The organism is Lelliottia sp. AC1 (assembly GCF_023278595.1).
Classification (GTDB): Bacteria; Pseudomonadota; Gammaproteobacteria; order Enterobacterales; family Enterobacteriaceae; genus Enterobacter; species Enterobacter nimipressuralis.
Map to the genome: position 1 here is coordinate 3,784,058 of NZ_CP025699.1, position 24,136 is coordinate 3,808,193.

25 protein-coding genes and 1 other RNA gene are annotated in these 24,136 nt (G+C 53.9%); 14 read left to right on the forward strand and 12 right to left on the reverse strand.

Annotation, left to right across the window (positions count from 1 at the left end):
- Positions 1-13 precede the first annotated feature (13 nt).
- The 3 genes from C0560_RS17895 to uxaC all read right to left on the reverse strand — a co-directional run bounded on the left by C0560_RS17895 (position 14) and on the right by uxaC (position 3,562).
- Positions 14-568, reverse strand: a complete 555-nt coding sequence (locus C0560_RS17895) for a YgjV family protein (protein WP_102104842.1) — start codon at positions 566-568, stop codon at positions 14-16.
- A 76-nt stretch (positions 569-644) separates the two neighbouring features.
- Positions 645-2,132: a UxaA family hydrolase gene (locus C0560_RS17900; RefSeq protein ID WP_100778815.1), complete on the reverse strand. Its 1,488-nt coding sequence runs from the start codon at positions 2,130-2,132 to the stop codon at positions 645-647.
- Between the two features lie 17 nt (positions 2,133-2,149).
- Positions 2,150-3,562, reverse strand: coding sequence for a glucuronate isomerase (gene uxaC, locus C0560_RS17905; protein WP_248859209.1), 1,413 nt, complete (start codon positions 3,560-3,562; stop codon positions 2,150-2,152).
- 480 nt (positions 3,563-4,042) lie between these two features.
- On the opposite strand from uxaC, the gene C0560_RS17910 reads away from it, so the two are divergent.
- The 11 genes from C0560_RS17910 to C0560_RS17960 all read left to right on the forward strand — a co-directional run bounded on the left by C0560_RS17910 (position 4,043) and on the right by C0560_RS17960 (position 11,351).
- Positions 4,043-5,341, forward strand: coding sequence for an MFS transporter (locus C0560_RS17910; protein WP_100778813.1), 1,299 nt, complete (start codon positions 4,043-4,045; stop codon positions 5,339-5,341).
- 117 nt (positions 5,342-5,458) lie between these two features.
- Positions 5,459-6,235: a transcriptional regulator ExuR gene (gene exuR / locus C0560_RS17915; protein ID WP_100778812.1), complete on the forward strand. Its 777-nt coding sequence runs from the start codon at positions 5,459-5,461 to the stop codon at positions 6,233-6,235.
- Positions 6,236-6,583: 348 nt separating this feature from the next.
- Complete coding sequence (yqjA, locus tag C0560_RS17920) at positions 6,584-7,246, forward strand: DedA family general envelope maintenance protein YqjA (protein ID WP_100778811.1); 663 nt, start codon at positions 6,584-6,586, stop codon at positions 7,244-7,246.
- Between the two features lies 1 nt (position 7,247).
- Complete coding sequence (gene mzrA, locus C0560_RS17925; RefSeq protein ID WP_100778810.1) at positions 7,248-7,631, forward strand: EnvZ/OmpR regulon moderator MzrA; 384 nt, start codon at positions 7,248-7,250, stop codon at positions 7,629-7,631.
- Positions 7,632-7,785: 154 nt separating this feature from the next.
- On the forward strand, positions 7,786-8,154 hold the full coding sequence (locus tag C0560_RS17930; RefSeq protein WP_100778809.1) for a DUF1090 domain-containing protein: 369 nt from the start codon (positions 7,786-7,788) through the stop codon (positions 8,152-8,154).
- Between the two features lie 29 nt (positions 8,155-8,183).
- Positions 8,184-8,489 (forward strand): YqjD family protein, encoded by a 306-nt coding sequence (locus tag C0560_RS17935; protein WP_100778808.1) that lies wholly within the window; start codon positions 8,184-8,186, stop codon positions 8,487-8,489.
- Positions 8,490-8,491: 2 nt separating this feature from the next.
- Complete coding sequence (locus tag C0560_RS17940) at positions 8,492-8,890, forward strand: phage holin family protein (RefSeq protein ID WP_123428289.1); 399 nt, start codon at positions 8,492-8,494, stop codon at positions 8,888-8,890.
- The gene (locus C0560_RS17945; protein WP_100778806.1) at positions 8,887-9,186 is read left to right on the forward strand and encodes a YqjK-like family protein; all 300 of its coding nucleotides are present in this window, start codon (positions 8,887-8,889) and stop codon (positions 9,184-9,186) included. The genes C0560_RS17940 and C0560_RS17945 overlap by 4 nt, the downstream gene beginning before the upstream one ends.
- A 234-nt stretch (positions 9,187-9,420) precedes the next feature.
- A complete protein-coding gene (locus C0560_RS17950) occupies positions 9,421-9,813 on the forward strand; it encodes a DoxX family protein (protein ID WP_184957379.1) in 393 nt (130 codons plus the stop codon).
- 80 nt (positions 9,814-9,893) lie between these two features.
- Complete coding sequence (locus C0560_RS17955; protein WP_248859210.1) at positions 9,894-10,880, forward strand: glutathione S-transferase family protein; 987 nt, start codon at positions 9,894-9,896, stop codon at positions 10,878-10,880.
- A 105-nt stretch (positions 10,881-10,985) separates the two neighbouring features.
- Positions 10,986-11,351: a DUF805 domain-containing protein gene (locus tag C0560_RS17960; RefSeq protein ID WP_102104846.1), complete on the forward strand. Its 366-nt coding sequence runs from the start codon at positions 10,986-10,988 to the stop codon at positions 11,349-11,351.
- Positions 11,352-11,394: 43 nt separating this feature from the next.
- On the opposite strand, the gene C0560_RS17965 is transcribed toward C0560_RS17960, so the two are convergent.
- Positions 11,395-12,294 carry a LysR family transcriptional regulator gene (locus C0560_RS17965; RefSeq protein ID WP_100778803.1) on the reverse strand — a complete coding sequence of 300 codons (900 nt, stop codon included), beginning with the start codon at positions 12,292-12,294 and terminating at the stop codon, positions 11,395-11,397.
- Between the two features lie 104 nt (positions 12,295-12,398).
- Here C0560_RS17965 and C0560_RS17970 point away from each other — a divergent pair, with 104 nt between their 5' ends.
- From C0560_RS17970 to C0560_RS17980, 3 genes are all read left to right on the forward strand, one after another.
- On the forward strand, positions 12,399-13,100 hold the full coding sequence (locus C0560_RS17970) for a pirin family protein (protein ID WP_100778801.1): 702 nt from the start codon (positions 12,399-12,401) through the stop codon (positions 13,098-13,100).
- Between the two features lie 253 nt (positions 13,101-13,353).
- Positions 13,354-13,677 carry a type VI secretion system tube protein TssD gene (tssD, locus tag C0560_RS17975; protein WP_142503652.1) on the forward strand — a complete coding sequence of 108 codons (324 nt, stop codon included), beginning with the start codon at positions 13,354-13,356 and terminating at the stop codon, positions 13,675-13,677.
- On the forward strand, positions 13,674-14,330 hold the full coding sequence (locus C0560_RS17980) for a DUF2931 family protein (protein ID WP_248859211.1): 657 nt from the start codon (positions 13,674-13,676) through the stop codon (positions 14,328-14,330). Before tssD ends, C0560_RS17980 begins: the two co-directional genes overlap by 4 nt.
- Before the next feature lie 84 nt (positions 14,331-14,414).
- Here the strand turns inward: C0560_RS17980 and C0560_RS17985 are convergent, their stop codons facing one another.
- From C0560_RS17985 to garK, 8 genes are all read right to left on the reverse strand, one after another.
- Entirely contained in the window at positions 14,415-14,825 is a 411-nt protein-coding gene (locus C0560_RS17985) for a Spy/CpxP family protein refolding chaperone (protein ID WP_248859212.1), read from the reverse strand.
- 152 nt (positions 14,826-14,977) lie between these two features.
- Entirely contained in the window at positions 14,978-17,272 is a 2,295-nt protein-coding gene (pflB, locus tag C0560_RS17990; protein ID WP_123428281.1) for a formate C-acetyltransferase, read from the reverse strand.
- 15 nt (positions 17,273-17,287) lie between these two features.
- The gene (gene tdcD, locus C0560_RS17995; protein ID WP_123428279.1) at positions 17,288-18,496 is read right to left on the reverse strand and encodes a propionate kinase; all 1,209 of its coding nucleotides are present in this window, start codon (positions 18,494-18,496) and stop codon (positions 17,288-17,290) included.
- A gap of 30 nt (positions 18,497-18,526) precedes the next feature.
- Positions 18,527-19,858: a threonine/serine transporter TdcC gene (gene tdcC, locus C0560_RS18000; RefSeq protein WP_100778797.1), complete on the reverse strand. Its 1,332-nt coding sequence runs from the start codon at positions 19,856-19,858 to the stop codon at positions 18,527-18,529.
- A 13-nt stretch (positions 19,859-19,871) separates the two neighbouring features.
- On the reverse strand, positions 19,872-20,861 hold the full coding sequence (gene tdcB, locus C0560_RS18005; protein WP_100780814.1) for a bifunctional threonine ammonia-lyase/L-serine ammonia-lyase TdcB: 990 nt from the start codon (positions 20,859-20,861) through the stop codon (positions 19,872-19,874).
- Positions 20,862-20,957: 96 nt separating this feature from the next.
- On the reverse strand, positions 20,958-21,899 hold the full coding sequence (tdcA, locus tag C0560_RS18010) for a transcriptional regulator TdcA (RefSeq protein ID WP_248860306.1): 942 nt from the start codon (positions 21,897-21,899) through the stop codon (positions 20,958-20,960).
- 664 nt (positions 21,900-22,563) lie between these two features.
- An RNA gene (gene rnpB, locus C0560_RS18015) (RNase P RNA component class A) lies at positions 22,564-22,942 on the reverse strand.
- Between the two features lie 32 nt (positions 22,943-22,974).
- Positions 22,975-24,120 carry a glycerate 2-kinase gene (garK, locus tag C0560_RS18020; protein ID WP_100778796.1) on the reverse strand — a complete coding sequence of 382 codons (1,146 nt, stop codon included), beginning with the start codon at positions 24,118-24,120 and terminating at the stop codon, positions 22,975-22,977.
- Positions 24,121-24,136: the final 16 nt, after the last annotated feature.

Genomic DNA, 24,136 nt, shown 5'->3' on the forward strand with positions numbered 1-24,136 from the left:
CCTCGCCCTTCCGTCAGCGGACGGAGGGGCTCTCTTCCTGCACCGCTTTTTCCACTTTAAACGGATCGATTCCCCGCCGCTGCATCCGCCAGAAGCGGATAATATTCAGGCCGTTCATCAGCAGAAAACTCCCCTCAATCAGTGTTCCGCCAATCGAGCCCAGCCAGAAATTGTGGATCACCCAACAGCAGGTGGAACACCAGATGACGCAGCGCATGGTCAGGCCTTTACAGCGAAACAGCGCCCAGGTGCTCACCAGCGTGCCGGCCACCGGCAGCAGCTCGATGGGATGATGGAATTTCGCCAGCCCCAGTCCGGCGGTCAGGACGATAAAAATCGCCATAACCCACAGGCTGCGCGTGCGCAGAGTGATGAGCGTTCGTACCGCATTGAGCATCGCGCTCGATCCGGCCGGAAACGCACCCATTAAAAAGAAATGCACGCCGATAATGGCGCTGTAGACCGAAAGCTGTTTTTTGAATTTCCGCTCGTCGCGGTTGATGAAGGTGGTGATTCCCACCAGAAAGGCGATGACCCCAACGCCCTGGGCAAGCCAATACGTGGTCATGAAAATTTCCTGTTCAGACAAAAACAAACGGCGCCTCAGAGTGAAAGCGCCGTTTCTTATGCTAACGCTAATGGACTTACAGCGTCACGCCGCTTTTGAAAATCGCCAGCTCGCGGAAATCGTTACGCTCGTTGCAGGTCTGCTTGCCGTTGGCAAACTCCACGATGGTGTCGATGAACTCATTCAGCAGCTGCGGCATGGCTTTGCCGTGAATCAGCTGCCCGGCGTCAAAATCGATCCAGTGCTTTTTCTTGGCCGCCAGCTCGCTGTTGGTGGCAATTTTCACCGTTGGCACAAAACCGCCGTACGGCGTGCCGCGTCCGGTGCTGAACAGCACCATATGACAGCCCGCGCCCGCAAGCGCACTGGTCGCGACGGCGTCGTTCCCCGGCGCGCTGAGCAGATTCAGACCGTGCGTTTTCAGGCGTTCGCCATAGCGCAGCACGTCCACAACCTGGCTGGCACCGGCTTTTTGCGTACAGCCTAGGGATTTCTCCTCGAGCGTGGTAATGCCGCCCGCTTTGTTGCCCGGTGATGGGTTTTCGTAAATCGGCTGATTGTGCGCGATGAAATACTGTTTGAAGTCGTTCACCATGGTGACAGTTTTTTCAAACGTCGCTTCGTCGCGGCAGTGGCTCATCAGAATGCGTTCCGCGCCGAACATTTCCGGCACTTCGGTCAGCACGGTGGTCCCACCGTTGGTGATCATGTAATCCGAGAAGCGGCCCAGCATCGGGTTGGCGGTGATGCCCGACAGACCGTCGGAACCGCCGCACTCCAGACCGAACTTCAGCTCGCTCAGTTTGCCCGGCTCGCGCGTGTCGTGACGCATTACCTCATACAGCTGATGCAGCTGTTCGAGACCCGCCTCCACTTCGTCGTCCTGATGCTGGCACACCATAAAGTGCACGCGCTCTGGGTCGAAATCCCCCAGCGTTTCGCGGAAGGCGTCGACCTGGTTGTTTTCACATCCAAGGCCAATCACCAGCACCGCACCCGCATTCGGGTGGCGCACCATGTTTTGCAGCATGGTGCGGGTGTTAATGTGGTCGTCGCCCAGCTGCGAGCAGCCGTAAGTGTGGCTGAACAGGAACACGCCGTCGGTGCCTTCGGCATTGTTGGTCTCTTTCAGAAAACGATTCTGTATTTGACGCGCAATCCCATTTACGCAGCCGACGGTTGGCAGGATCCACAGTTCGTTGCGGATCCCGACTTCTCCGCTGGCGCGGCGGTAGATCTGAACATCGCGATCCTCCCCCTGCCCTTCTTCAGCCTGAAAATCAGGTTGATAGCTGTACTCGTCCAGATCGCTGAGATTGGTGCGGGTATTGTGGGAATGAATATGTTCACCCGGCGCAATATCCGCCAGCGCATGACCGATCGGCAGACCATACTTCACCACATTCTCGCCTTTCGCGATGGGGAACACGGCAAATTTATGCCCGCGAACAATTGCCTGACGCAGGGTGATGGTCTGGTTTTCCACGGTGACTTCCGCGCCTTCGGTCAGATCCGCCAGCGCTACGGCAACGTTATCCAGCGAATGGATCTTGATGTATTGCATATCAACCTCAAACGGCCTTAGTTCAGTTCAATGGCGAAGTAGTCGCGCGCATTGTTAAAGCAGATGTTTTTCACCATTTCGCCCAGCAGCTGGATATCGGCTGGCGCTTCACCCGCAGCTACCCAGCGGCCAATCATCTGGCACAGAATGCGGCGGAAATATTCATGGCGGGTATAAGAGAGGAAACTACGGCTGTCGGTCAGCATCCCCACGAAACGGCTCAACAGGCCCAGCTGCGCCAGCTGCGTCATCTGACGTTCCATGCCGTCTTTCTGATCGTTGAACCACCAGCCGGAACCAAACTGCATCTTGCCTGGCATCCCTTCGCCCTGGAAGTTACCGATCATGGTGCCCAGCACTTCGTTGTCGCGCGGGTTCAGGCAGTAAAGAATGGTTTTTGGCAGCAGGTTTTGTTCGTTCTGTTTGCTCAGCAGTTTTGACAGCTCTTCCGCCATCGGGCGGTCGTTGATGGAGTCGAAGCCCACGTCGGCACCCAGCAGTTTGAACTGGCGCTGGTTGTTGTTGCGCAGTGCACCGATGTGGTACTGCTGCACCCAGCCGCGACGCGCGTATTCCGCGCCGAGGAAGACCAGCACGGCCGTTTTGAACTGAGCCACTTCGTGTTCGTTCAGGGACTCACCCGCCAGACGACGCGCCAGGATACTGTCCAGCTCGGATTCATTCGCTTCCGCAAACAACACGACGTCGAGCGCATGGTCAGAAACTTTACAGCCGTGAGCCGCAAAGTGGTCCAGACGTTTGGTGAGCGCCGTTTGCAGATCGGTGAAACGACGGATATCGGTGTCAGACACTTCGGCAAGCTTCACCATGTAGTCGCCAAAGGTCGCCTGCTCAATGTTGAACGCTTTATCCGGGCGCCAGCTTGGCAGCACTTTGACATCAAAAGAGGTGTCTTTAGCGACAACCGCGTGGTGTTCCAGCGTATCAATCGGATCGTCAGTAGTGCCGACCATTTTCACATTCATCTGCTTCATGATGCCGCGCGCGGAGAATTTATCCTGCGCCAGCAGCTCGTTGCACTGGTTCCAGATCTCGTCAGCAGTTGAAGGCGAAAGCAGTTTGCCGGTGATACCGAACGGACGACGCAATTCCAGATGGGTCCAGTGGTAGAGAGGGTTGCCGATAGTGTGCGGCACGGTCGCGGCCCAGGCGTCAAACTTCTCGCGGTCCGACGCGTCGCCGGTACACAGGCGCTCGGCCACGCCGTTGGTGCGCATCGCGCGCCATTTGTAGTGGTCACCCTTCAGCCAGATGTCATACAGGTTTTTGAAACGGTAATTTTCGGCAACCTGCTGCGGTGGTAAATGGCAGTGGTAGTCGAAAATCGGCTGATCTTTTGCGTAGTCGTGGTACAGACGGCGGGCAAATTCGGTATCTAACAGGAAATCTTCGGTCATAAACGGCGTCATTATCGTCTTCCTCTATAACGAGAGCGTCAGAAAGCTATTGCTTATGTTCAGATGCTGCAAAGTTATCACACCAATTTCCAGAGACCGATGTTTTTTTCGTGAGTTAGATCAATAAACGTCGACAAATAAATTACCCCTAAAGGAGCAAACCCCGTCGTAACCCGCGCCAATCCTGGCTTTGCGTGGGGTGAATAATGACCCTACAAAGATTCACACTTTTGTGATGTCACTCACCTTTTAAAGTTGTATGACAAGTTATCTTTTTGCCGTCGCAACATATATGCCGACGGAATGCATTACCGGTGTGAAATCATCGGAATTAGCGGTACGGATACCGACTTATGCACGATTACAACTGGCAAGGTTCGGGCCGTTCCGGGAGTCACTCCCGGCTACGCCCTCCCGTTACAAGACAGCTCCCGGCAACGGTCGAGATGTACCGTGCCCCGGCGCGGCAATACTATAACGATGAGGTTTTACATGCGTAAAATTAAAGGGTTACGTTGGTACATGATTGCACTGGTGACGCTCGGCACCGTGCTGGGCTACCTGACGCGTAACACCATAGCGGCGGCTGCGCCAACGCTAATGGAAGAGCTGCACATCTCCACACAGCAGTATTCCTACATTATCGCGGCCTACTCCGCGGCTTATACCATCATGCAGCCAGTTGCGGGCTACCTTCTCGATATCCTCGGTACCAAAGTGGGCTACGCCTTCTTCGCCGTGACCTGGGCTATCTTCTGCGGCGCAACAGCGCTGGCAGGCAGCTGGGGTGGACTGGCACTGGCGCGTGGTGCGGTCGGTGCGGCAGAAGCGGCGATGATCCCTGCGGGTCTGAAAGCCAGCTCTGAGTGGTTCCCGGCAAAAGAGCGTTCTATCGCTGTAGGCTACTTCAACGTCGGTTCCTCTATCGGTGCGATGATTGCTCCGCCGCTGGTCGTGTGGGCGATTGTGATGCACAGCTGGCAGTTAGCGTTCATTATTTCCGGTGTGCTGAGCTTTGCCTGGGCGATGGCGTGGCTGATCTTCTACAAACACCCGCGCGATCAGAAGAAACTGTCTGACGAAGAACGCGACTACATCATTGGTGGTCAGGAATCCCATCACCAGACCAACAACGGTAAAAAAATGTCCGTCTGGCAGATTCTGGGTACCCGTCAGTTCTGGGGTATTGCACTGCCGCGCTTCCTGGCAGAACCGGCCTGGGGCACATTTAACGCCTGGATCCCGCTGTTCATGTTTAAAGTCTACGGCTTTAACCTGAAAGAAATCGCGATGTTCGCCTGGATGCCAATGCTGTTTGCTGACCTCGGCTGTATCGTCGGCGGCTACCTGCCACCGCTGTTCCAGCGTTGGTTCGGCGTGAACCTGATCGTGTCCCGCAAAATGGTGGTGACCATGGGCGCACTGCTGATGATTGGCCCAGGGATGATCGGCTTGTTCACCAGCCCATACGTGGCAATCGGCCTGCTGTGTATCGGTGGTTTTGCGCACCAGTCTCTGTCTGGCGCACTGATTACCCTCTCTTCTGACGTCTTTGGACGCAACGAAGTGGCGACCGCCAACGGCCTGACCGGGATGGCCGCCTGGACTGCGAGCACCCTGTTTGCTCTGGTGGTCGGTGCACTGGCTGACACCATCGGCTTCAGCCCGCTGTTCGCCGTGCTGGCTATCTTCGACCTGATGGGTGCCGTGGTGATCTGGACGGTACTGAAGAACCAGTCTGCCGAGGAGCTACTCAATAGCTCGGTGGGTGGACCCGCCGAACAAAGTTAGGGTTTGATCTGAGATCAACTAAAGCCGCCTCCGGGCGGCTTTTTCATGGGGAAATCTGGAGACTGGCTCGCAAAAGTGGTATAACAAATCATCCGCCGTACCCTGCCTGGAGCGCATATGGAAATCACCGAATCACGTCGTTTGTATCAGCAACTTGCTGCCGAGCTGAAAGATCGCATCGAGCAAGGTGTCTATCTCGTCGGTGATAAACTGCCAGCCGAACGCTTTATTGCTGATGAAAAGAGCGTCAGCCGCACCGTGGTGCGTGAAGCGATCATCATGCTCGAGGTAGAAGGTTACGTTGAGGTGCGCAAAGGCTCCGGCATTCATGTGATTTCCAATCTGCCAAAACACTCCCCGGTGCCGGATGAAAGTCTGGAGTTCGCCAGCTACGGTCCGTTTGAACTGCTCCAGGCCCGTCAGCTGATCGAAAGCAACATTGCGGAATTTGCCGCGACCCAGGTGACCAAGCAGGACATCATGAAACTGATGGAAATCCAGGATCAGGCGCGCAAAGAAAAATGTTTCCGCGACTCCGAATGGGACCTGCAGTTCCACGTTCAGGTGGCGCTGGCGACGCAAAATACCGCCCTCGCTGCAATCGTCGAAAAAATGTGGACTCAGCGCGTTCACAACCCGTACTGGAAGAAATTACACGATCACATTGATTCCCGTACTGTCGACAACTGGTGCGATGATCACGATCAGATCCTTAAAGCGCTGATTCGTAAAGACCCGCATGCGGCGAAACTGGCGATGTGGCAGCATCTGGAAAACACCAAGCTGATGCTGTTCAACGAAACCAGCGACGACTTTGAATTTAATGCCGACCGCTATCTTTTTGCCGATAATCCGGTGGTTCATCTCGATACCGCAACCAGTCAGGCAAAATAGTTCCCCTTATCGCTGGCAGGCGCACCGCTGCGCCTTCCGGCTCGCTGTGAGTCAGTAAACATATATAGTGTCAGCCTGTGTAAATACCCTCGCGTCACTTCCTCTCCATAGGCCAAAATCATTTCCCCGGCCGATCGCAAAATCTGTGACGTATTACGTTGGGCTTTGTTACAATTGGATGCAAATTGCATTTTTTAGTTAGTGCTTGCTTACCTAGCCATTAAACAGGGATCAGTTCTGGCCACCACAATGTGTCCGCGAGCGACCATAATGAAATCATAAACGATGTCGCTGAGCTGTTTACCCCGAATAACAGGCGAGACGTTAACCGATTTCCAGGAACACTGAATGGAACTTTTGACCCAATTACTGAACGCCTTATGGGCTCAGGATTTCGAAACCCTGGCCAATCCGTCCATGATAGGCATGCTCTATTTCGTCTTGTTTATGATTCTGTTCCTTGAGAACGGACTGCTTCCTGCCGCCTTTCTGCCGGGTGACAGCCTTCTGGTGCTGGTCGGCGTGTTATGCGCTAAAGGGGCCATGGCATTTCCGCAAACGGTGTTACTGCTCACTATCGCTGCCAGCCTTGGCTGCTGGCTGAGCTACATTCAGGGACGCTGGCTTGGTAATACGCGGATCGTTCAGAACTGGCTATCTCATCTGCCGGCCCACTATCACCAGCGCGCACACCATCTGTTCCACAAGCATGGCCTCTCCGCGCTGCTGATTGCGCGTTTCATCGCTTTCGTCCGTACCCTTTTGCCGACCATCGCGGGGCTTTCTGGCCTGAGCAGTACCCGTTTCCAGTTCTTCAACTGGATGAGCGGTCTGCTGTGGGTGCTGATTCTGACGACCCTCGGCTACCTGCTGGGCAAAACGCCGGTGTTCCTGAAATATGAAGATCAGCTGATGTCCTGCCTGATGCTGCTGCCGGTGGTGCTGCTGGTCTTTGGTCTGCTCGGTTCGGTATACGTGCTGCTGAAGAAAAAATACGGGGCCAGGGATTAATATGGTCATCTCGCCGCATTCCCTGCGCCGGTTGTCCTACGCCCTGATCGCGCTGATGATCCTCAGCGCGATGGTGCTTATCTGGACGGCGGTTCAGCATCAGGAATCGACGCTGGCCATTCGCCCGATGAACCAGGGTGCCAGCGTGCCGGACGGTTTTTCTGTCTGGCACCACCTTGATGCCAACGGAATTCGTTTTAAAAGCATTACGCCGCAGGACGACGTTTTGCTGATTAAGTTTGACTCCAGTGCTCAAAGCGCCGCCGCGAAAGAGGTGCTAGACCGCTCCCTGCCGCGGGGTTATATCGTTGCACTGCAGGACGATGAGAGTCAGACCGCATTGTGGTTAACGCGCCTGCGAGACACCTCGCACCGGTTTGGATAATTACCAGGATTCTGAATCTTTTCACTCACTTTGGTGATAACCCCGTTTACTTACTATGCTTAAGTACGCGGAGCACCCCTCAGATGTTCTCCGCATGACACTGGAAACGCGGCATACTCTTCGGACTGCCGTAACACAATGGAAGGTTTCTACAATGAAATACCGCATCACTCTGGCTTTGGCCCTTTTGTCTTTGAGCACCGCGTCCTTTGCGAACACTCTCTGTCAGGAGAAAGAAAAGGACATCCAGCGCGAAATCAGTTATGCCGAAAAGCATAACAACCAGCACCGTATCGACGGTCTGAAAAAAGCGCTGAGCGAAGTGAAAGCCAACTGCTCGGATAGCAAGCTGCGTGCCGATCACCAAAAGAAAATCGCTGAACAGAAGGACGAGATTGCTGAACGCCGTCAAGACCTGAAAGAAGCGAAAGAGAAAGGGGATGCGGAGAAGATTGCTAAGCGTGAAGATAAGCTGAAAGAGGCCGAGGAAGAACTGAAAGCCCTGGAAGCTCGCGATTATTGAGTTAACGGAAATCTCAACAGGAGAAAATCATGTCTAAAGATACTACTTCAGAACATCTGCGCGCTGAGTTGAAATCCCTGGCGGATACCCTGGAAGAGGTACTGAACTCTTCAACGGACAAATCCAAAGAAGAGCTGAGCAAGCTGCGCTCTAAAGCGGAAAGCGCGCTGAAAGAGAGCCGTCATCGCCTGGGTGAAACCGGTGATGCGCTGGCTAAACAGACCCGTGAAGCCGCTGCGAAGGCCGATGAGTATGTGCGCGATAACCCATGGACCGGCGTAGGTATTGGCGCCGCGGTGGGCGTGGTTCTGGGCGTTCTGCTGACGCGTCGTTAATCATGGACGATCCACGTCACGCACAAGGGCCGGCTAAAAACGTCCTCGGCATCGGCCAGCGTATTTTGACGACGCTGGTGGGTATTGCCGAAACGCGAGTTCGACTGGCAGTGGTGGAGCTGGAAGAGGAGAAAGCGAATCTCTTCCAGATGCTGCTGATGCTGGGGCTCACCATGCTCTTCGCCGCATTTGGGCTGATGAGCCTGATGGTGTTAATCATCTGGGCGATTGATCCGCAGTATCGCCTCAACGCGATGATCGCCACAACGGTTGTGCTGTTGGTGGCCGCACTGATTGGCGGGATCTGGACGATGTATAAAGCGCGCAGTTCTACGCTGCTGCGTCATACCCGTCAGGAGCTGGCCAACGATCGCGCACTGCTGGAGGATGACAAGCCGTGAGTAGCACAACAGAGCGTCGCAAGCGCAAAGCGTATCTGCTAAGCCAGATCCAGCAGCAACGGCTGGATCTGACTGCCTGCCGTCGCGACTGGCTGGAAGTGACCCGTTCGTACGATCATGGCTGGAACACGTTACTGAGCTTGCGCTCCTGGGTGCTGGTAGGCAGTAGCGTGATGGCCGTCTGGTCCGTTCGTCACCCCAGCATGCTGGTCCGCTGGGCCAGACGTGGCTTTGGCGCCTGGAGTGCATGGCGTCTGGTCAAATCAACGCTACGTCAGCAGCAGTTACGTTCCTGACACCACTGCTCTTTATGCCGGGTGGCGATTCCGTCTTACCCGGCTTCTATTTTCCCTCTTCCCTTCATTCGCAACTCTCACTCAATATCTTTGAAGAAGATTGACAGTTTTCCTTGCTAACAATTGTCATTCGTCACGTTTATTATCCTCTCCATCGACAGCAAACACGCGGTATCTACCCGGATTTGCACACAAAAAATCGTCAGCCGCGTAAGTGGTTTTCTGGAGAGTAAAATGAAAAAATTAGAAGATGTTGGTTTACTGGTTGCACGCATTCTGATGCCAATTCTGTTTATCACCGCGGGCTGGGGCAAAATCACCGGTTATGCCGGTACGCAACAGTACATGGAAGCCATGGGCGTCCCAGGGTTCCTGCTGCCACTGACCATCCTGCTTGAGTTTGGCGGCGGCCTGGCGGTTCTGTTCGGCTTCCTGACGCGTACCACGGCGCTGTTCACCGCAGGCTTCACCCTGCTGACCGCGTTCATCTTCCACAGCAACTTTGCGGAAGGGATGAACTCCCTGATGTTCATGAAAAACCTGACCATCGCAGGCGGTTTCCTGCTGCTGGCTATCACCGGTCCTGGCGCATTCAGCATCGACCGTGTTCTGAATAAGAAGTGGTAAGCACGCTATACTGAATAAAAAAGCGAGGAGATATCTCCTCGCTTTTGCTATTTGAAGACGGAATAAAGACGGAGGAATCAATGGGACAATTAGTCGACGGCGTCTGGCAGGATATCTGGTATGACACCAAATCCACTGGAGGACGCTTCAAGCGCTCTGTTTCGGCCTTCCGTAACTGGCTCACCGCCGATGGTGCCCCCGGCCCTAGCGGTGAAGGCGGCTTTGCGGCGGAGAAAGATCGCTATCATCTGTATGTTTCCCTCGCCTGTCCGTGGGCGCACAGAACGCTTATCGTGCGCAAACTCAAAGGGCTGGACGCGTTAATTCCGGTTTCTGTGGTGAATCCGCTGATGCTGGAAAACGGCTGGACCTTCGACAGGGATTTTCCGGCGGCCACCGGCGACGACCTTTACCACCACGATTTCCTCTACCAGCTCTATCTGCGCGCAGACCCGCACTACACCGGACGCGTCACCGTACCTGTTCTGTGGGATAAGAAAAACCAGACTATCGTCAGCAATGAATCCGCCGAGATCATTCGCATGTTTAATACAGCGTTTGACGCGCACGGTGCACGGGCGGGTGATTATTATCCGCCAGAGCTGCGCGATAAGATCGATGAACTGAACAGCTGGATTTACGACAACGTCAATAACGGCGTCTATAAGGCCGGTTTCGCGACCAGCCAGGAGGCCTACGACGAAGCGGTCAGCAAGGTGTTTGAATCCCTGGCGCGTCTGGAACAAATTCTCGGGCAGCACCGCTATCTGACGGGCGACCGCCTGACAGAAGCCGACATTCGCCTGTGGACCACGCTGGTGCGCTTCGATCCGGTGTACGTCACCCACTTTAAATGCGACAAACACCGCATCAGCGACTACCTGAATCTGTATGGTTTCCTGCGGGATATTTACCAGATGGAGGGCATCGCGGAAACCGTCGATTTTAACCACATCCGCACCCACTACTATCGCAGCCACAAAACGATTAACCCTACGGGGATTATCTCCATCGGGCCGTGGCAGGATCTGAACGAACCGCACGGCCGCGATACACGTTTTCGCTAAATTTTAAGGGCATCCATGGATGCCCTTTTTTATTTCACTATCTGCAACTATCCTTACCTCGATCGCTTAAAAAACAAGAGATTGTCTGATTATCGAGGCATACAAATGGACTGGTATCTAAAAGTACTGAGAAATTACGTTGGGTTTAGTGGTCGCGCTCGTCGCAAAGAGTACTGGATGTTCGTTCTGGTGAACTTCATCCTCACCCTGGTGCTGGGTATCGTTGATAAAATTCTGGGGTGGGACCGCGCAGGTGGCGAAGGCATTCTCACCACAATCTACGCACTCCTGGTCTTTTTGCCGTCGCTGGCGGTACTGTTCCGCAGGCTCCACGACACGGATCGTTCGGCGTGGTGGCTGCTGCTGATTTTGATCCCGATCGTGGGCTGGCTGATCATTCTGGCCTTTAACTGCCAGGCCGGTACAGCGGGCGAAAACCGCTTTGGGCCAGATCCAAAATTACAGCCGTGAGCATTGCCCGGTGACGCGTCGCGATCCGGGCCTGCACACTGCACTACTTATTATGCGCGAACAGTTTTGGGATTTCGCGTAAGCACCAGGACTTGGCCTCGCCCATGCTGTCACGGCGCCATGCCATGATGATATCCACCTCGTTGGTGTATTCCGGGCTGACCACGCGCAAGCGCCCTTCGGCGATATCTTTTTCCACAAACGGATAAGGCATTGTCGCCACCCCGAGGCCCGCTAACAGCGCCTGACGCTTGTCTTCCAGAGAGGTCACCGTCAGACGCGGCTGTTTATCCAACAGCTGCACCGTGAGCACAGGGCGCTCACGTGCGGTATCCGCCACCGCCACGCCGCGATATTTCACACGCGTCACTTCGGATAGTGGCTCCGGCTCCTGATGAATCGGGTGATCCGGTGCAGCCACATATACGTTCATCACGCTGTAGAGCTTGCGCGAGTTGATTTCGGACGAGGAGCGAAAGTGCATATCGGGGGCGATCACAATGTCCGCCCTGCCCGTCTCCAGCCGCTCCCACGCGCCTGCCAGCACTTCGGTAATGACAGAGAGCTGCGTATTGGCTTTGGCGGCCAGGCGCTCGACCAGTGGGAACAGGGCCGATGTCGGCACCAGCGCCTCGGTGACCAGCGTCAGGTGCGTTTCCCAGCCGCGTGCCAGCGCTTCGGCGTCGGTGGTCAGTTTATCGGCGGCCTCCAGCAGAACGCGTCCGCGCTCCAGCAGCATACGCCCAACATTCGTGAATTTTGTTCGGTGACCGGAGCGGTCGAAAAGCACCACATCCAGCTCTTCTTCCAGCTTTTGCATGGTGTAACTCAGGGCCGACGGAACCCGCCCTAGCTCGTCTGCCGCAGCGGCAAAGCTGCCACGCCGGTCTATCGCGTCCATGACGCGTAGCGCCTCAAGCGTCAATGCTCTCTCTTTTGCCATCTCGTTCTCATTCAGGAAATTTGAACATACCGGGCAGAATATCTGGCTAACAATGAAGCGTCCATACCTTTACCATTGTTTTAGTGTAAAGAGAGGTCAGTTTTATGATTACGACAAGAACAGCAAAACAGTGCGGACAAGCCGATTTTGGTTGGCTGCAGGCCCGCTACACCTTTTCCTTTGGACACTACTTTGACCCAAAACTGCTCGGTTACGCCTCACTGCGCGTGCTGAATCAGGAAGTTCTCGCACCGGGCGCTTCCTTCCAGCCACGCACGTACCCGAAAGTGGATATCCTGAATCTGATACTGGAAGGTGAAGCAGAATATCGCGATAGCGAGGGCAACCATGTCCAGGCGAAGGCGGGCGAAGCGTTGCTGATATCAACGCAGCCAGGCATTAGCTACAGCGAACATAATCTCAGCAAAGACAAAACGCTGACGCGTATGCAGCTGTGGCTGGACGCCTGCCCGGAGCGGGAAAACCCGCTGGTGCAAAAGCTCAACCTGAGCGGCGACAAGCAACAGCTGATTGCGTCCCCGGATGGCAGTCACGGCAGTCTGCAACTGCGCCAGCAGGTGTGGCTGCACCATATCGAGCTGAAAAAAGGTGAACAGGCGAGCTTCCAGCTCCACGGGCCGCGTGCCTACCTACAATCCATCCACGGCACGGTGCATGCTCTGACGCACACGGAAGAGAAAGAAGCGCTCACCTGCGGCGATGGCGCGTTTATCCGCGATGAAACGAACATCACGCTGGTCGCCGACACTCCCCTGCGCGCGCTGTTGATTGATTTGCCGGTGTGATATTGGTTATTTTTTTGCGTTGTCTCTTGATAAGCTTTTTAGCTCAAGAGACTTCGCAAGAAGATAACGCCCCACTAATCCCCCTCTTATTACCTCGACATTTCCCTGCGGGAAATTTCACGCGTCATAATATTTACTTTTTGATTCCATGACTTTGACGACATTATTGAGTGAATTAAAAAGGATACACTCCTCATCCGCATAATTAATTGTCGCAATACATTTTGTTAAATAATGATAAGGACATCATTAAGTGAGCAACGTTATCTATTTAACGCTGACGGGTGAGCGTCAGGGGGAAATATCCTCAGGCTGTGGAACAGAAAAATCTATTGGTAATCGCTTTCAGTATCGCCATGAAAACGAAATTCTGGTTTATCAGCTCTCCTCCAGCAGCGTCAGCACTGCGGGCGGCGTGTATCATCAGGGCCTGCGCTTCACCAAACCCACCGACAAAAGCTCGCCTCTCCTGACCACCGCCATTAATGAGAATGAAAAACTGCGGCTCAGTTTTGTAAACCGCCCAGATGATAACTGGCAGCGCACAACCTACAACATGGACGGCAATAAACGATGAGATATGGAAAACTATTCTCCCTTGCGCTGATGCTGACGATAACAGGCTGCCATTCTGGTGCCTCCTCAACGCCAGAAAACACTGGCGAAATGCCGTTTGGCATGTTGGGCTTCGCTTTTTTTACACCAAAGGCGTTGCCTGCTGATGTCACTTACGTGGGTTTCATTGATGACAAAAAGGTTATCTATTCATTCAAAACACTTGATAGCGTGGAGGATGATTATTCAAGCGTAGAGCAATGGGATAAACGTTATATGCGTTTTGCGCAGTTTAATAAAGCCCGCCATCCGCCCGTGACGATGCTGTTTTGCTGGGATTCAGTCATCGATAAAAAAACGTATGAAACGCGGATTACATTCCCTGAGTCTATGAGAAAAAAAATGTACATCTCAACGGGAATAGACATGTTTGGAGAAAAAGCGTGGTACAGCACGATTCTTTTTGGTCTTGCCCCAGAAGGTAAAGTTAGAGTCTGGCTGCAAAATACCGCCGGTGGCGATAACTTGCCCATAGAACCAACAAAGATCTCTACCCTGTCGGGCGATAAACTAGACGGCTGTAAAGGGAGCACTCAGCACCCCAATGGTTATCTCTACTATGGAGAAACGCCTGAATTCATTAAAGGCAAAACCTACCCCTACGGTGAATGGTGAATTAACACGCTCTTTTAATCAGTCCAAAAGAATAAACCATCATCACCTATCTCATAAACGCCCGCGACAAACGCGGGCATCGAATTATTCGCTCAGCGCGTTCGCCATATCCGTTTTGATCTGCTTACGCTGTTCCGGCGTGAGCACCTGGCTGACGTCGAAGTAGTATTTCACGCGGTAATAACGCGCCTGCTCTTCCACCTTGCTGAAGGCCGCGAGCTGGTTTTTCACCACGCTTTCATCCCATTTTCCGGCCTGAAACATATCCACCAACGCGCCATCTTTTACGCCGGTCATCGGGATTTTGCTGACGTTGTCTTCCAGTTTCTGATGCAGATCTTCAATTTTCTTCACCTGATCGTTGCTGAGTTTCAGATGCTGAACAAGAGGATCTTGTGAGGGGGACGGTGCGGCTTCAACGTTTGCCGCCTGCGCTGCAAAACTACCACCCGCCAGTGAAAGCGCGAGCAGAGCGATACGGGTTATTTTCATCATCTTACTGTCCTTAAATTGGGAGAGGGAAAAGCAGGTGCATTGTTTTTCAAGACCGGATGAAGATGTGTGATCAATTATATAAACAAATTTGTATGTGCAGCGGGCAAAAAAAAGCCCCCTTCAGCGAAGGGGGCGTGTTCAGTGGTGTTGGCTTAAATGGCCTGGGTAAAGGTTCGTGAAATAACGTCCTGCTGCTGCTCGCGCGTCAGAGCATTAAAGCGCACCGCATAGCCCGAAACGCGGATGGTCAGGTTCGGATAATTCTCCGGATGTTCAATGGCATCCATCAGCATTTCCCGGTTCATGACGTTGACGTTCAGATGCTGCCCGCCCTCGATGGCCGCCTCGTGGTGGAAATACCCGTCCAGCAGGCCGACAAGGTTGGTTTTACGCACCCCTTCGTCTTTGCCCAGCGCCTGCGGCACAATCGAGAAGGTGTAAGAGATCCCATCCTTGGCGTAGGTGAACGGCAATTTTGCAACAGACGTTAACGACGCTACCGCCCCTTTGCGATCGCGTCCGTGCATCGGGTTCGCGCCCGGCGCAAACGGTGTTCCGCCGCGACGTCCATCCGGGGTGTTACCCGTTTTCTGGCCGTACACCACGTTTGAGGTGATGGTCAGAATCGACTGGGTCGGCACGGCGTTGCGGTAGGTTGGCAGCGCCTGAATTTTCTTCATAAAGCGCTCAACCAAATCGCAGGCGATGCTGTCCACGCGGTCGTCGTTGTTACCGTACTGCGGATACTCCCCTTCAATCACGAAGTCGACGGCCAGGCCCGTATGGTCGCGCACCGGTTTCACCGTGGCGTACTTGATCGCCGCCAGGGAATCCGCTGCCACCGACAGGCCCGCAATCCCGCAGGCCATCGTGCGATGCACGTCACGGTCGTGCAGGGCCATCAGGGAAGCTTCATAGCTGTATTTGTCGTGCATAAAGTGGATAAGGTTCAGGGCGCTGATGTACTGCACCGCCAGCCAGTCCATAAAGTGGTCAAGGCTCGCCATCACGGTGTCGTAATCCAGCACGTCATCCAGCAGCGGCTCGGTTTTAGGTCCGACCTGGATTTTCAGTTTCTCATCCACCCCGCCGTTGATTGCGTACAGCAGCGTTTTGGCGAGGTTGGCGCGCGCTCCAAAGAATTGCATCTGCTTGCCAATCACCATCGGGCTGACGCAGCAGGCAATGGCGTAGTCATCACTGTCGAAATCGGCGCGCATCAGATCGTCGTTTTCATACTGCAACGAGGAGGTGGCGATCGACATCTGCGCGGCATATTTTTTGAAGGCAATCGGCAGCTGTTCTGACCACAGAATTGTCAGGTTTGGCTCCGGAGCAGGCCCCATGGTATTGAGCGTGTGCAGATAGCGGAACGAGGATTTGCTGACCAGCGTACGCCCATCCAGCCCCATCCCGCCGATCACTTCCGTGGCCCAGATTGGATCGCCCGAGAACAGGGTGTCGAATTCCGGGGTACGCAGGAAGCGCACCATGCGGATCTTCATGATGAAATGGTCGATCAGCTCCTGAGCCTGTTGCTCATTCAGGCGCCCGGCCTTCATGTCACGTTCGATATAGATATCAAGGAAGGTCGCAGTGCGGCCCAGGGACATCGCCCCGCCGTTCTGCGATTTTACCGCCGCCAGATAGGCAAAGTAGAGCCACTGCACCGCTTCCTGAGCGTTCATGGCTGGACGTGAGATATCACACCCATATTTCGCCGCCATCTCCTGGATTTGCAGCAGTGCTCGGCGGTGCTCAGACAACTCCTCGCGCAGGCGAATGGTCGCCTCCAGCTCTTCACCGCGCTCCATTTTCGGCTGCAGATCGGCAAACTGCAGTTCACGTTCGCGCACCAGATAGCTGATGCCGTACAGCGCCACGCGGCGATAGTCGCCAATAATACGTCCGCGCCCGTATCCATCCGGCAGGCCGGTGAGCACGCCGGATTTACGGCAACGCATCATCTCCGGCGAATAGACGTCGAACACGCCCTGGTTATGGGTTTTACGCAGATGGGTGAACAGATACTCGAACTGCGGGTCCATCTCGCGTCCGTAGGCTTCAAACGAGCTGCGGATCATGTTGATCCCGCCATACGGATGCAGGGCGCGTTTCAGCGGACGATCCGTTTGCAGGCCGACGATCGTTTCCAGCTCTTTCTCAATATAGCCCGGCCCGTGAGCGGTAATGGTGGTCGCGACGTTGGTGTCGAAATCAACGGGGGCGTGAGTGGCATTCTCCTGACGAATCCCCTCCATTACCTTCTGCCACAGCGCCGTGGTGGCTGGCGTGGCAGGCGCTAAAAAGTGCTCATCGCCCTCGTACGGGGTGTAGTTTTGCTGGATGAAATCCCGCACATTAATGCTTTCCTGCCAGTCATTTCCGCAAAAGCCGGCCCACGCGTCGCTGTAGGGAGCGACACGAATATCGATATTTACCTTCATGAGTTTCTCTCTGTGTCAGGCGATTTCCGCAGCCAGACGGACCTTTCCAAGACGGAGGGCATCCAGTGCGATCATTTTTTCTTCGTTGGTTGGGATCACGGCGCACGGCACGCGGGAGGTGTCAGCGGAGATGATGCGTTCACCCTCACTACCAGGCAGGGCATTTTTCTGCTCATCCAGCTCGATACCGAAAACCTTCAGGTGATCGGCCACCAGCTGGCGTATCAGTCTGGAGTTTTCACCAATTCCTCCCGTAAAGACCACGCCGTCCAGACGGTGCAGGGAAGCGGCGTGACCGGCGATATGGCGAGCGATGCGATGAACAAAAGTCTCAATCGCGAGGCGGGCGCGCTCGTGACCGTCGTGCCAGGCTTTTTCCAGCGTGCGTAAATCAGACGAGAGGCCGGAAAGCCCCAGCAAACCTGACTCTTTATTCACCACGCGCTCAAGATCCTCCAGCGTTTGCCCGGTTTGCTGTGCAATCCAGGCCATTGCGCCAAAATCGACGTCGCCGCAGCGCGTCCCCATCACCAGCCCTTCCAGCGGCGTCATGCCCATGGAGGTGTCCACGCTGCGCCCGTTGCGGACCGCGCAAATGGACGCCCCGTTGCCCAGGTGTGCAATCACCAGTCCGCTATCGGCTTCGGCAATATTCAGCAGCGAATACGCCTGTTGCGAAACATAGCGATGCGATGTGCCGTGGAACCCGTAACGGCGCACGCCCAGCTCTTCGAAGAAGCGGTATGGCAGGCCGTAAAGATAGGCCTGGGGCGCGAGCGTCTGGTGGAAGCTGGTATCAAACACCGCGACCTGCTGCACGCCGGGAAACAACTGCTGAGCCGCTTCCACGCCGCTGAGATTGGCGTAGTTGTGCAGCGGGGCCAGAGGCGAAACCTGACGAATCTGATCGATGACCTTATCGGTGATCAGGGTGGACTCGCTGAACAGGCTGCCACCGTGAGCGATGCGGTGGCCAATTAAGGCCACGCTGCTCATCAAATCGCGCTTTTCCAGCTCCAGGGCGATGGCAGCCAGCGCCCCTTCGTAGTCCTTGCGAGCCAGGGTGACTGGCCCGCTCCCGTTCACGGATATAAAGGCACTTTCAGTGTTCACGCCATCTGCAATGCCGGTCATCAGCGCGTCACAGCTCGCTGCGTCCAGCACCGAAAACTTCACAGATGACGATCCACAGTTAATGACCAATACAACCGGAAATTCATTCATGTCTTCACTCCGCTCATCCTGAGCTTTGAATCAGAAAAGTTTGTATACGATATTCAGAATGGTCAGCAGGCCAATCGCCGTCACAAAGATGTTCTCGGTTCTGCCTTTGTATTTCGCCAGCGCTGGCGTTTTGCGGATGGCATACATCGGCAGCAGGCACAGCAGAGAGGCGATAATCGGCGCACCCATCGCTTCAATCAGGTCCAGAATGTTCGGGTTGGCGTACGCCACGACCCAGGTGGAGCCCATGATGAAGATCATGCTGATGGTGTTCAGTTTGCCGACGGAAACTTTCTTCTTATCGCCTTTGTAGCCAAACTTCAGGACCAGACCGTTCAGCCCTTCCAGCGTGCCCAGGTAGTGGCCGAAGAAGGATTTGAAAATGGCAACCAGAGCGATGATCGACGCGCCGTACTCCAGCACGGTGGCGAAGGTCGATTTGGTCCCGGAGAGCGAAGCAAAGTGGTTGGCCAGGTAAGAAAGCACCGGAATGTTCTGCGCTTTGGCTTCTGCCATGTTCTGCGGAGAGAGCGTGAACAGGCAGCTAAAGGCGAAGAACATCACCACCGCCACCATCAGCATGCTGGCGCGACCGATGATTTTGGAACATTTCTGCTCGGTGAACTCTTTACCGAATTCGCCTTCGTACTCTTCACGTTTCGACACCACGAATGAGGAGACAATTGGCGAGAAGTTGAAGGAGAAGACCATGATGGAAATCCCCAGCCAGACGGTGACCAGAATGCCATCGTGTCCGGTGAAGGAGATGTCGCTCAGGTTAACCTGGTCAATAACCGCCGAGTTCCAGTAAGGGATCAGGGACAGGGAGATCAGCACCAGGCTGGCGATGAACGGGAAGACCAGGAAGCTCATCACTTTCACCATCAGGTCTTTACCAAACCAGATAACGAATGCCATCAGCAGCAGCAGGAACAGGGCCACAAAGCCACGGTTCAGTGCGGGAAGCTGGAGCTGGTTTTCCCAGAAGGTCATAAAGGTGTTTGTAATGGTGACGCCGTAAATCCACAGCAGCGGGCAAATCGCAAAGAAGTAGAGGAAAGTGATCACCACCCCGCCAGTCTTACCAAAATGCTCTTCCACCGTCTCGGTAATGTTGCCGGACGGATTGCTGCCGGACAGGCACAGACGCGCCAGCGCGCGGTGGCAATAGAAGGCAATAGGATAGGCCAGCAGCAGCATCAGCAGAATCGGTATCAGCCCGCCAAAGCCCGCGCGAATCGGGAAGAACAGCACGCCCGCGCCTATTGCCGTACCGAACAGCCCCAGTGTCCAGGTGGTATCTGATTTTCGCCAGGAAGACGTTTTTGTCTGACTGGCAATGATAGTTTCAGAGTTGCTCATAATTTATCCTTATTTATGCATCAACGAGGCCGGTAATTTGGGAAACGCGGGAAAGGTCGATATTGCCGCCGGAAATAATACTAACCGTTTTGCGCCCCTGAATATAATGATCCAGTTTTCCGCTTAATAATGCAGCCGTTGCCAGCGCGCCAGCGCCTTCTGTCACCACTTTATTTCGTTGGATCAGTGCGACCATGCTGTTACGAATATCGTCTTCGCTCACCAACACGATGTCGTCGACTAATTCACGAACAATTTCGAAGGTTAAATTGCCTGGACGAGAAACGTCGCAGCCGTCGGCTAATGTGCCGGTGGTACGGTGATTCATAATTTCCCCGGCGTAGTAAGACGCCGCCATACCGTGCACGTTTTCAGACTGCACGCCGATAATATTAATGGTCGGGTTGATGGATTTAATGGCCGTGGCGATCCCGGCGATTAATCCGCCGCCGCCGATAGGGACAATCACGTTATCGACATCATATAAGTCTTCGAGAATTTCAAGACCAATGGTGCCCTGTCCGGCAATCACTTTTACGTCGTCATACGGCGGAATAAAGATGCGCCCTTCCTGCTCGACGATTTCGCTGACTTTGGCGATGGTGTCGTTAAAATTCTCACCATGCAGTACCACTTCAGCGGAGTAATCACGCGTGGCGGCCACTTTCGATTTTGGCGCGCCCATCGGCATGACAACTTTGCCGTCAATACCGAGCATGGCGCAGGAGAGCGACACACCCTGAGCATGGTTTCCGGCGGAACACGCCACCACACCTTTGCGGCGTTCAGCTTCGGTTAAGGAACTTAATTTGTTAAAAGCCCCGCGAATTTTAAACGAACCGGTGCGCTGCATATTTTCAAACTTCAGGAAAATTTCGCCTTTGCAGCGCTCGCTCAGATAATTAGAACGCGGCATGCCGGTTTTATAAATTTTACCAGCCAGTCGTTTGCGGGCATCTTGTATTTCTTCAATCGTTACCGGAAGATCGTAAGTAATGTGCATATAATCCTCTTTATAATAATTCATATTCTGTAAGCAAAGTCTGGGTGTCAGCGAGGGAATGCCCTCACCGGGTGTTTTAAAATGGTACGTCTCAATTCATTGTTCAGTTATGGTGAGCTGTTTTCGCCTTTCACTGTTTTGCGCGGAATATTGCTTCGCCAACTCCACTAATACCGAAGCGGATTTTTTAATACGATAATTTTTTGACCAGACGGCGGCATAACGTGCAATGGGTAATTCATCTTCCACGGGCAGTACGACAAACTGGTCGGAACCGAATGGCGTAATCATGTCTCTTGGGATCACGGTGAGATAATCGGCGTTGAGAACCAGGTTATAGATGGTGACGACGGAATCGGTCTGGACGATGTTTTCGATGCTGATGTGGTTGTTCTGAAGAGTGGTTAATAATTCTTTGTAGTAGCCCATATCGGTTTGCGGCATCACCCACTGCTCGTTGGTGAGCGATGCCAGTGTCGTCGTTCCGGTGCACGTTCGCGTTTTACTGGCCACCAGCACAAATTCCGATTCAAACAGCGGCTCAACGTGCAGATCCTGCAACAGCATTTCATCGCTCAGGGTACCGATGGCGAAATCCAGTCGCCCATCGCGGATGGCGGGCAGGAACGAGGAGAGCTGTGCTTCAAACATCGAGACTCGCGCTTTCGGGAACACTTCTTTGAATTTTTTGATCATGCTGGAGAGGAACGTAAAACCAATCAGCGACGGATAGCCGAACGAAACGTCTATAACGGTGCTGAAGCTCAGGTTGTTCATCTCACTGACCATATTCTTCATTTCGCGGGTGATGGACTCGGAGTACGCGAGCAACGTGTGCCCTGCGCTGGTCAGCTTCACGCCGGTGTTCTTGCGCACAATCAGTTCGACACCAAAGTAGGATTCGATATCGTTAATGATTTTGCTGACGGCGGGTTGAGTCAGGCCAAGTTGACGGGCGGCAGAACCAATAGATCCACTTTTAATGACTTCCTGAAATACAACTAAATGTTGTGTTTTCGGTAGAATAATAGTGCTCATCATATTCTGCTCTTATTTCCTTATCCGTGGCAGGATTCTACCCATTATTGATGACGAGGGTATGTGCTGTTACTCACAGATTACTTTTTCATACCATTCACACCTTCGAAAAAACACTGATTAATGCATATAAATCATAATGTTATCATTTACTTTATCAATAAAACGCCTGATATTGATCAATAAATCTCAGGGAGATAAATTAATTTTATGGCGATAACCACGATCTATTTATGGCAATAAACCAGAGGGAATAAAGGTGATATTTCAGGCAATTAAAGGCGAATAAATAGACGTTATTTGCTTTAAACATTTTTGTATATTATCAAATAAGTTAATAAATATTTGCTCGCAGGGGAAAAAGCGTCGAGGGCATCACACATTCACAGGGCAAATGTATTGAAAGGAAAGATTTCATTAATTTATACGCCATAAAGAAGACACACTTCAGCAACAACAGCAACATCAAGTCAACACTGCAAAATGGCGAATTTTTAGCGCGTAATTTTGTGAATGCGATCTCTAATCTCGGTAAAAAAACATCATTCCACTCAAAAGCAGTGAAATGTGCTTATTGTCGCAAAAATGGGAATTCGTTCGGTTTCATGAAGGCGGTGGTGAGGAGCAAAAAGCAAAAACCCCGCCAAAGCGGGGTTTTCTTAATAGTTGAAGCTGACCGATAAGCCGGGTTCTGTCGTGGACAGTCATTCATCTAGGCCAGCAATCGCTCACTGGCTCAAGCAGCCTACCCGGGTTCAGTACGGGCCGTACCTTGTGAACCCCTATTTGGCCTTGCTCCGGGTGGAGTTTACCGTGCCACGGACTGTTACCAGCCGCGCGGTGCGCTCTTACCGCACCCTTTCACCCTTACCTGATCCCGCTTGCGCGGGCCATCGGCGGTTTGCTCTCTGTTGCACTGGTCGTGGGTTTCCCCCCCAGGCGTTACCTGGCACCCTGCCCTATGGAGCCCGGACTTTCCTCCCCTCCGCCCGTCTCCCCCCGAAAGGGGACGACGACGAAGCGGCGACTGTCTGGTCAGCTTCGGCGCGAAGTATAGAGGGTTTAGACGCCGCTGTCACCCTTGCGTGCGCATCCCCACCTGCAAAGTCGCTGCGATGTTGCGTGACGAGCGATAAATGTTGTCAAACGCCCCACGGAAGGCCTCTTCCAGCGAGCCAATGCTGTTCAGCACGCTGAACACCGCATCGATACCGTACTGATGCACCACACCGACGTCGCTGGTCAAACAGCCTGCAATGCCGATCACCGGTTTATGGTATTTTTTGGCGACGTTCGCCACGCCAACCGGCACTTTGCCGTGAATGCTCTGGCTGTCGAGCCGCCCTTCGCCGGTGAGCACCAGGGTGCAGTCGTGGATATGTTCTTCGAGGTTCAGCGCCTGGGTGACAATCTCAATCCCACTGCGCAACTCCGCGCCGAGAAACGCCATCAGCGCCGCGCCCATCCCCCCTGCCGCGCCGGAGCCAGGGACATTTTTAACGTCAATCGACAGGGATTTCTTAATCACGTCAGCAAAATGGCTGAGATTGCGATCGAGTTCGACGATCTTCGCCTCATCGGCCCCTTTTTGCGGACCAAAAATACGTGATGCGCCATTCTCACCGATCAGCGGATTGGTGACGTCACAGGCCACGCGAATCGTGCAGCCTTTTAAGCGCGGGTCCAGACCGGAAATGTCGATACTGTTCAGTGCCATCAGGCTGCCGCCGCCGTAGCCGATCTCCGTGCCGTTGGCATCACACAGCTTCGCGCCCAGAGCCTGCACCATACCGGCACCTCCGTCGTTGGTCGCGCTGCCGCCAATGCCGATAATAATGTTGCGCGCTCCTTTATCCAGCGCATTCAGAATCAGTTCGCCCGTGCCGCGAGAGGTGGTAATCAGCGGATTACGCTGCGCCAGTGGCACCAGCGCCAGGCCGCTGGCTGCGGCCATTTCGATAATCGCCGTTGCGCCATCGCCGGACATTCCCCAGCAGGCATTCACTTTTTCGCCCAGCGGACCCGTGACAATGGCGTGTTGCTCAGTGCCCTGGGTGGCGGCAATCATCGCTTCGACCGTGCCTTCTCCGCCATCAGCGACCGGCACAGACACATACTGAGCATCAGGAAAAATTTCCCGAAAACCTTTTTCTATCGCCTGAGCTACCTCGGAGGCAGAAAGGCTTTCTTTATAAGAGTCAGGGGCGATTACGATTTTCATAGTTGTAGCCTGTTAC